At 58.2% G+C, this 7,735-nt stretch carries 5 protein-coding genes; 2 read left to right on the plus strand and 3 right to left on the minus strand.

The genetic code is table 11. The annotated features are described in order from the left end of the window. Positions 1-38 precede the first annotated feature (38 nt). Complete coding sequence (coq7, locus tag HB633_RS20600) at positions 39-698, minus strand: 2-polyprenyl-3-methyl-6-methoxy-1,4-benzoquinone monooxygenase (RefSeq protein ID WP_213780010.1); 660 nt, start codon at positions 696-698, stop codon at positions 39-41. A 311-nt stretch (positions 699-1,009) separates the two neighbouring features. On the opposite strand from coq7, the gene HB633_RS20605 reads away from it, so the two are divergent. Next, positions 1,010-2,161, plus strand: coding sequence for a porin (locus tag HB633_RS20605; protein WP_213780011.1), 1,152 nt, complete (start codon positions 1,010-1,012; stop codon positions 2,159-2,161). A 155-nt stretch (positions 2,162-2,316) separates the two neighbouring features. On the opposite strand, the gene HB633_RS20610 is transcribed toward HB633_RS20605, so the two are convergent. Next, entirely contained in the window at positions 2,317-3,990 is a 1,674-nt protein-coding gene (locus HB633_RS20610; protein ID WP_213780012.1) for a long-chain fatty acid--CoA ligase, read from the minus strand. A 158-nt stretch (positions 3,991-4,148) separates the two neighbouring features. Then, positions 4,149-6,230, minus strand: coding sequence for a molybdopterin oxidoreductase family protein (locus tag HB633_RS20615; protein ID WP_213780013.1), 2,082 nt, complete (start codon positions 6,228-6,230; stop codon positions 4,149-4,151). Between the two features lie 167 nt (positions 6,231-6,397). Here HB633_RS20615 and HB633_RS20620 point away from each other — a divergent pair, with 167 nt between their 5' ends. After that, positions 6,398-7,591, plus strand: coding sequence for a M20 aminoacylase family protein (locus HB633_RS20620; protein WP_213780014.1), 1,194 nt, complete (start codon positions 6,398-6,400; stop codon positions 7,589-7,591). Positions 7,592-7,735 lie beyond the last annotated feature (144 nt).

Genomic DNA, 7,735 nt, shown 5'->3' on the forward strand with positions numbered 1-7,735 from the left:
GCGCGAACGTCGAGAGGCGATAAAGCAGAGCGCGTTGATTAAATATAGTACGCCGTGCGGGTCATGACTTTCGATGTCGCGCGCATCAGCGCCCGCACCGGAAATGGCAATTCGATCCCACCCGCCTCCGTCGCGGCGACGGCATGCGCGGCTTCATCGACTCGCATTTGTTCCACGATCGCCCGCGAGGCGTAATCGCTGGCCGGCAGACTCGTCATGTGGCTGTCCAGATGCTTCTCGACCTGGCGCTCGGTTTCGGCCATGAAGCCAAGACTCACGCGGTCACCAAACCGCCCGGCGAGAAAACCCAGCGCCAGCGAACCCGTGTACCACAAAGGGTTGAGCAGGCTCGGCCTTGAATCGAGATCGCGCAGACGCTGCGCAGTCCACGCGAGATGGTCTTCTTCTTCGCGCGCCGCTTCCTCGAAGCCGCGCTTCAAAGGCGCGGAGCTGGTCGCCAGTTTCTGCGCCTGATACAGCGCCTGCGCGCAGACCTCGCCGACATGATTCACGCGCATCAATCCGGCTGAATGCGCCTTCTCTTCGGCCGTCAAAGCGGTCTCCGCAGGATGCTCGATCGCATCGGTTGCATCGACATACGCCGCTTGCGGCTCGGGTACCGGACGGGACATCCGGGAAACACCGGTCATTGACCGAAGTCCACGATCGAACTCAGAGATCAGTTCATCGAGTGTCATTTCAAAACTCCTGTTTCGATCTCCTGAGCGATTCTGGTTCGCACGGAGCCGATCAACTTGCGAAAAACATACTCTTGGAAAGCCGTAACTAGGGCAAATACGGGTCGCAAAACGCCGTAAGGCCTTGATTTTAGCGCATGTTGCGTAAACGTCACACGAGGGAAAGGGAGGGACGGCTTTTCCTTTGTTGCCAAAAAGCTCTTTGTTACATTACGTTCAACTTCAATTTTGAAGTACCCGGCGGGGACGTCAACACACTGGCGCTAGAACAGTGACCTCGCCAAACAGTTTCAACCCTTTGGAGATCATCAATGAAAAAGTCGCTTCTCGCTCTGGCTGCGTTAGGTACGTTTGCTGGTGCCGCGCACGCTCAGAGCAGCGTGACGCTGTACGGTATTATCGACGCCGGTTTTGTGTACAACAACAACGCGGGCGGCCAGAAGCTGTATGCAACCAGCGCCGGCAACCTGCAAGGCGATCGCTGGGGCCTGCGTGGCACTGAAGACCTGGGCGGTGGCCTGAAGGCGCTGTTCGTGTTGGAAAACGGCTTCAACGTGTTCACCGGTCGTCTGAACCAAGGTGGCGACCAGTTCGGCCGTCAGGCTTATGTTGGTCTGTCGTCGCAATTCGGCACGGTTACCCTCGGTCGTCAATACGACTCAGTGGTTGACTACACCGGCGCGCTGGAAGTCGGTAGCCAATGGGGCACGTTCTACGGTGCGCACCCGGGCGACCTGGACAACATGAACAACTCGAACCGCGTGAACAATGCGGTCAAGTACACGAGCGCAAACTACTCGGGCATCACGTTCGGCGGCTTGTACAGCTTGGGCGGCGTGGCAGGCCAGTTCAACCGTAACCAGATCTGGTCGGGCGGTGTTGGCTATGCACAAGGTCCGTTGACGTTGGGCGCAGGTTACGTGAACGTCAAGAACCCGAACTTCTCGTTCTTCGGCAACAACGCAACGTCGAGCGCTACGGCTTCGAACATGACCGGCTCGCGCGTGTACTCGGGTTATGCAACGGCCAAGACGCAGCAGATCATCACGGCTGGTGGTGCTTACACATTCGGCCCGGCAACTGTCGGCGCAACGTACAGCAATACGCAGTTCAAGGATCTGGGCCAAAGCGGCGTGACGGGCGCAGGCCAGGTCACCAACGGCAGCGCCAAGTTCCACAACGCCGAAGTGAACTTCAAGTATCAGCTGACGCCGGCGTTCTTGGTGGGTGCTGCATACGACTACACCAAGGGCTACGGCGTGAACGACGCGAAGTACCACCAAGGCGTGATCGGTGCGGACTACTTCCTGTCCAAGCGTACGGACGTCTACGTCGATGGCGTGTACCAGCACGCAAGCGGCACGGACTCGGTCGGCAAGGCGGTTGCGCAGATCAACGGTCTGTCGGCATCGACGACGTCGAACCAGGTTGCGGCTATCGTCGGTATCCGCCACAAGTTCTAATAAGTCGTAATAAAACAGTTGTCTTGAAAGGCGCCTTCGGGCGCCTTTTTTTCGTCCGCGCGCATGTTGCTGCGGTTATTGGGACGAAAAAAACCTCCGGATCTTTCGATGCGGAGGTTTCGTATCAGTGCGCTGTATTCGTTGGCCTGGAAGTGTCAGGCGTTGCCGTCGCGCAACTCCCGGCGCAGAATCTTGCCGACATTGCTCTTCGGCAACTCGGTCCGGAATTCGATCACACGTGGCCGCTTGTAGCCGGTCAGCCGCTCCTTGCAATAGGCGATGACATCGGCTTCGGTCAGATGCGGGTCCCGACGCACCACGAACAATTTCACCGCCTCGCCTGATGCCGCGTCCTTTACGCCAACCGCGGCCACCTCGAACACACCAGGAAGCTTGGCCACCACGTCCTCGATCTCGTTCGGGTACACGTTGAAGCCCGACACCAGGATCATGTCCTTCTTACGGTCGACGATCTTCACGTAGCCGCGTTCGTCCATCACGCCGACATCGCCGGATTTGAAGAAGCCGTCGGGCGTCATCACCTTCGCGGTTTCATCGGGACGATTCCAGTAACCCGCCATCACCTGCGGTCCGCGGATGCAAACTTCGCCTGGTTGGCCGAGCGGCACTTCGTTGTCGTCGTCGTCGCGAATCGAAATTTCCGTCGATGGAAACGGCAAACCAATTGTCCCGGTGTATTCCGTTGCGGTCACCGGATTGCACGTTACGCACGGCGATGTTTCGGACAATCCATACCCTTCGATAATCGGCGAGCCCGTGATCTCGAACCAGCGTTTTGCCACGGCTTCCTGCACCGCCATGCCACCGCCATTCGCCGCGATCAATTTGGAGAAATCGAGCTTCGCGAATTCCGGGTTGTTCAGCAACGCGTTGTACAGCGTGTTCACAGCGGGGAACGTATTGATCGGAAAGCCTTTCAGCTCCTTGATCGTACCGGCGATATCGCGCGGATTCGGAATCAGGATGCCCATGCCGCCCGTTCGGATGGTCAGGAACCCGCAAACCGTCAGCGCGAAGATGTGATAAAGCGGCAACGCCACGACGGTGATGAACTGGTCGATATCCGGCCGGTTCCTGCGTCCGGGTTCGAGCCACACTTCCGACTGCAGCACGTTCGCGATCAAATTCCGGTGCAGCAACATCGCACCTTTCGCTACGCCGGTCGTGCCGCCGGTGTACTGCAGGAAAGCGATATCGTTCGGTCCCTGGCTGACGGACTTGAGCGATTCGCTCGCGCCTTGCCGAAGCGCGGTGTTGAACCCGACATGACCCGGAAGATTCCACGCGGGCACGAGTTTCTTCACGTGGCGCACGACGAAATTGACGATCATGCCCTTCACGCCCATCAGGTCGCCCATCGTGGCGACTACAACGTGTTCGATCGCGGTGTTCTTCACGACCGACTGCACGGTATGCGCGAAGTTTTCGAGCACGACAATGGCTTGTGCGCCGGAATCTCGCAACTGGTGTTCGAGTTCACGCGGCGTGTAAAGCGGGTTCACGTTCACCACGACATACCCGGCCCGCAAGATCGCGGCGATCGCGACAGGATATTGCAGCACGTTGGGCATCATGATCGCGATGCGCGCGCCCGGCTTCAGACCACGGGCCTGGAACCAGGCAGCGAGGCGGGTCGAAAGAGTGTCGAGTTCGCCGTACGTGATGGCTTTGCCCATGCAGACAAACGCGCGCTTGCTGCGATTTTCGCGAAAGCTCTCCAGCAGCAGATCGGACAGCGAGTTGTAGCGGGTTGGATCGATTTCCTCGGGCACGCCTGCCGGATAGGACTTCAGCCAGATTTTTTCCATACGGCGTCTCCTTTGTATGATTTTAGAATGGTCGTGCGAAAATTTGTCTCTTGCGCATCGTAGCGGCTGGAGCACTTTCCGACAACCGGGTTAGACGCCAGCTTCCAAACCGGGCCGGCACGCGCCATCCCCTTTCTCCACCTGGCTTTTCTGCTGATTCAGTAAGCTGCCTCGACCTCCACAAGACAGTCATAAAATGTCGCAGAACCGCCGAGATCGGTCAGCGCCTGACTCGTAACCTGATTCGCATTGCAGCCGTCCGGCGCGAGCTTCTTCCACCAGATCGACAATCCCACCACCACGCCTTCGCGCGCCCGATCCGTAATGCGAACCCGGGCTTGCATCGATCCGCGATCGTTGAAGATGCGCACCATTTCGCCATCGGCGATCTGGCGGGCGTGGGCATCGACCGGATGGATGTCGAGATGCGGCTCACCTTCGGTTGAACGAAGGCTATCGACGTTGACGAAGCTGCTATTGAGGAAGTTCCGGGCAGGCGGCGAGATCATTGCGAGCGGATAACGCGCGGCCAGTGCCGGTGCGTATGCTGCCGATTCATACGGCGGCAGATAGTCGGGCACCGGTTCGAGCCCGGCGCGCTCAAGACGCTCGCTGAAAAACTCGCATTTCCCCGATGGCGTGCGGAATCCGCCCTCCGCAAATGGCGCGTCCGGAAGCTTGAGCTGTGCCCATCCGCTTGACTTCAGCGTTTCCCAAGTCACGCCTGCAAGCGCGGAATCGTTCCATCTGAATGCCTTCGATGCCACCTCGTCATCGCTTTCGAACAATTCGGGATGCGTCAGCCCCATCGCTTTCGCCAGGCCGCGGAAAATCTCCGTGTTCGCGCGCGACTCGCCCACCGGCGCGATCGCCGGCAAGTTCGCCATCACATGCGTGTGGCCGTAGGATTTGTGGGCATCGAGATGCTCGAGTTGCGTGGTCGCCGGGAAAATCAGGTCCGCGTAATCGGCGGTATCGGTCTGGAAATGCTCGAGCACGATTGTGAAAAGATCTTCGCGCGCGAAACCCGCCGCGACTTTCACCGAATCCGGCGCGACGGCGACCGGGTTCGAGTTGTAGACAATCATCGCTTCGATCTTCGGACCGAACGTGGCATCGCCGGAATGCAGAAGTGCGTCGCCGATGGCGTTCATATTCACGATTCGCGGCAATTTCGATGGCCAACCCGGTAGCAAGTCGGGGCGTTCGAGCGCATTGACGTCCACAGGCGCCCAATTCGACGATGAAAGCAGCAAACCGCCCGACCGCTCGCGCCATGCACCGGTCAGCGATGGCAAGCAAGCGATCGCGCGAACCGCATTGCCGCCGCCGCGCACGCGCTGCATGCCGTAGTTGAGACGGATGGATGCTTTCTTTGTTGCGCCGAACGCGCGCGCGAGATCGATGACGACTTGCGCTTCAATCCCGCAAATCTCCGCGACGCGTGACGGAGGATAGTCGTGCGCCCGATCCTTCAATTGATCGAAACCCAAGGTATGCGCAGCGATATATTCCAGATCGAGCAATCCATCGCCGATCAGCACGTTGATCATGCCAAGTGCGAGCGCGCCGTCCGTCCCTGGTTTCAGCGCGATGTGCTGATGGCACTTTTCCGCTGTGAGTGATCGATACGGATCGATTGCAATCAGCCGAGCTCCGCGCCGCTTGGCCTCCTGCGCACGGGTCCAGAAATGCAGATTCGATGCGATCGGATTCGATCCCCAAATCAGGATCAACTCGCTCTCCTCGAAATACTCGGTATGCATGCCGAGACTTCCGCCGTACGTGTAGCGCAAACCCGCGGCGCCAGCTGCCGCACAAATCGTTCGATCCAGCCGGGACGCACCCAATACATTGAAAAAACGCGCCGCGATGCTTTCGCCTTGCACGAGGCCCATCGTGCCCGCATAGCTGTACGGCATGATCGCTTCGGGTGAACGGGCGGCAATCTCGCCGAGCCTATCAGCGGCAAGTTTCAGCGCTTCGTCCCAGCCGATCGCTTCGAAACGACCTTCCCCTTTACGGCCAACGCGGCGCATCGGCGTAAGCAGCCGATCCTTGTGATGCGTGCGCTCCGCGTACCGCGTCACCTTCGTGCAAAGCACGCCTTGGGTTGGCGGATGATCCGGGTCGCCAGAAATCTTTATCGCGCGGCCGTCCTTTACCGTGACGCGCATTGCGCATGTGTCAGGGCAGTCGTGCGGGCATACGGCACGGACGAATTCGGCGGGAGCGTTCATGGGAGATCCGGTGGAGACTGGCGAAATCCGCCATAAGAGACAATTTTATTACGGTTGGCCGAAGCTCACGGTCCCGAACATCGATAAATAATCGCGGGCGTAGAATGGAACAACTAACGCGGATCACAGCGCGTGCAACGTTAATTGTTCAGACAGGGGCTTGTTTCATGAATCTGATTCCAGAAATCGAAGCATCACACGAAGAAATCAAAGCTTTGCGACGAACGATCCACGCAAATCCGGAACTCCGTTACGAAGAAGTCGGCACCGCGAAACTCGTCGCTGAAAACCTCGAACGATGGGGACTGGAGGTACATCGGGGAATGGGAAAGACCGGCGTCGTCGGCGTATTGAAGCGCGGGTCCAGTTCCCGAAGCATCGGCCTGCGTGCCGACATGGATGCCTTGCCAATCACGGAGCTGAACACCTTCGGTCACAAATCGCAGAACGTTGGACGCATGCACGCCTGCGGTCACGATGGCCATACGGCCATGCTGCTGGGCGCGGCCAAACATCTGGCTGAGCATGGCAAATTCGATGGCACCATCGTTTTCATTTTCCAGCCTGCCGAAGAAGGCGGCGCCGGGGCGAAAGCGATGATCAAGGACGGCCTGTTCGAACAGTTTCCCGTAGATGCCGTGTTCGGCGTTCACAACTGGCCGGGGATGAAAGCAGGTACGTTTGGCGTGACAGAAGGTCCGCTGATGGCGTCTAGCAATGAGTTTCGCATCACCGTAAAGGGGATCGGGTCGCATGCAGCGTTACCGCATAACGGCCACGACCCGATTTTCGCCGCGATGCAAATTGCCAACGGACTGCAGGGAATTATCACGCGGAGCAAAAAGCCTATCGATACAGCCGTCTTGTCGATCACGCAGATTCACGCGGGTGACGCAGTCAACGTCGTACCCGACGATGCGTGGCTCGGCGGCACGGTAAGAACATTTACCGTCGAGACGCTCGATTTGATCGAACGACGTATGAAGACGATCGTTGAATCCACGGCAGCGGCGTATGAATGTGAAGGCGTATTGGAGTTTTACCGAAACTATCCGCCTACGATCAATGATCCTGAGCAAGCGAGATTTGCCGTATCGGTGATGGAAGAAGTTGTGGGTGCGCAAAACGTGAATGCATCGGTGGAACCCACCATGGGCGCCGAAGATTTCTCGTTCATGCTGCTCGCAAAACCTGGCTGCTACGCGTTTTTGGGCAATGGCGAAGGCGAGCACCGCGAGTCGGGACACGGGGTGGGTCCGTGCATGCTTCACAACGCAAGCTACGATTTCAACGATGACTTGTTATCCGTCGGTTCGACCTACTTCGTGAAGCTAGCGGATAGATTTTTGGCGGCTCGTTAATCACCTGGCTTTAAACCGATGGAGGGTTGCGGTGTTTATACCGCAACCCGTATGACGAGATAGTTGGCAAAGCTCTTTGATAATCTGAGCCCGTAAACGCAAAAACCCCACTTTTGGGGTGGGGTTTTTGCGACTGCGATGCAA

The sequence above is a fragment of the Caballeronia sp. dw_276 genome, from assembly GCF_018449635.1.
Classification (GTDB): Bacteria; Pseudomonadota; Gammaproteobacteria; order Burkholderiales; family Burkholderiaceae; genus Caballeronia.

Bases quoted from the DNA above. Each gene is read 5' to 3' on its own strand.
- HB633_RS20615 (WP_213780013.1), bottom strand. From the start codon at position 6,230: ATGAACGCTCCCGCCGAATTCGTCCGTGCCGTATGCCCGCACGACTGC.
- HB633_RS20605 (WP_213780011.1), top strand. From the start codon at position 1,010: ATGAAAAAGTCGCTTCTCGCTCTGGCTGCGTTAGGTACGTTTGCTGGT.
- HB633_RS20620 (WP_213780014.1), top strand. From the start codon at position 6,398: ATGAATCTGATTCCAGAAATCGAAGCATCACACGAAGAAATCAAAGCT.
- HB633_RS20610 (WP_213780012.1), bottom strand. From the start codon at position 3,990: ATGGAAAAAATCTGGCTGAAGTCCTATCCGGCAGGCGTGCCCGAGGAA.
- coq7 (WP_213780010.1), bottom strand. From the start codon at position 698: ATGACACTCGATGAACTGATCTCTGAGTTCGATCGTGGACTTCGGTCA.